Below are 242 nucleotides of genomic sequence, written 5' to 3'. Positions count from 1 at the left end.
CGCCAGAGGTCGAGGCCTGTTCCGGTGACCGTGAACGGCGAGAAGCTGGCGGCGAGGTCCGCCAGCAGACGATGCGCTTCTTGCGGGTCGACCTTGTTCTGAATCGTCACGTGCGGCCGATGCTTCTGGCGGTCCTGCAGGGTCAGCCACAGCGCCCATTGCTTGGCGAGCGAGAGGCGCAACTCCTTCAGCGTGGGGGATGCGAGCGTATAGGCGACGCCACGGCCGAGGGATCTCAGTCC

The 242-nt window shown here is 66.1% G+C and carries 1 protein-coding gene; it reads right to left on the bottom strand.

The window, feature by feature from the left end; all coding sequences use genetic code 11:
- The coding region (locus QSV46_RS40815; RefSeq protein ID WP_314964444.1) for a 2'-5' RNA ligase family protein at nucleotides 1–242 on the bottom strand (242 nt) is incomplete at both ends.

This window comes from Bradyrhizobium cosmicum (assembly GCF_032290525.1).
Classification (GTDB): domain Bacteria; phylum Pseudomonadota; class Alphaproteobacteria; order Rhizobiales; family Xanthobacteraceae; genus Bradyrhizobium; species Bradyrhizobium cosmicum_A.
Note: the sequence above shows the minus strand (reverse complement) of the source record. Positions and strands in the feature narration are given on the sequence as shown.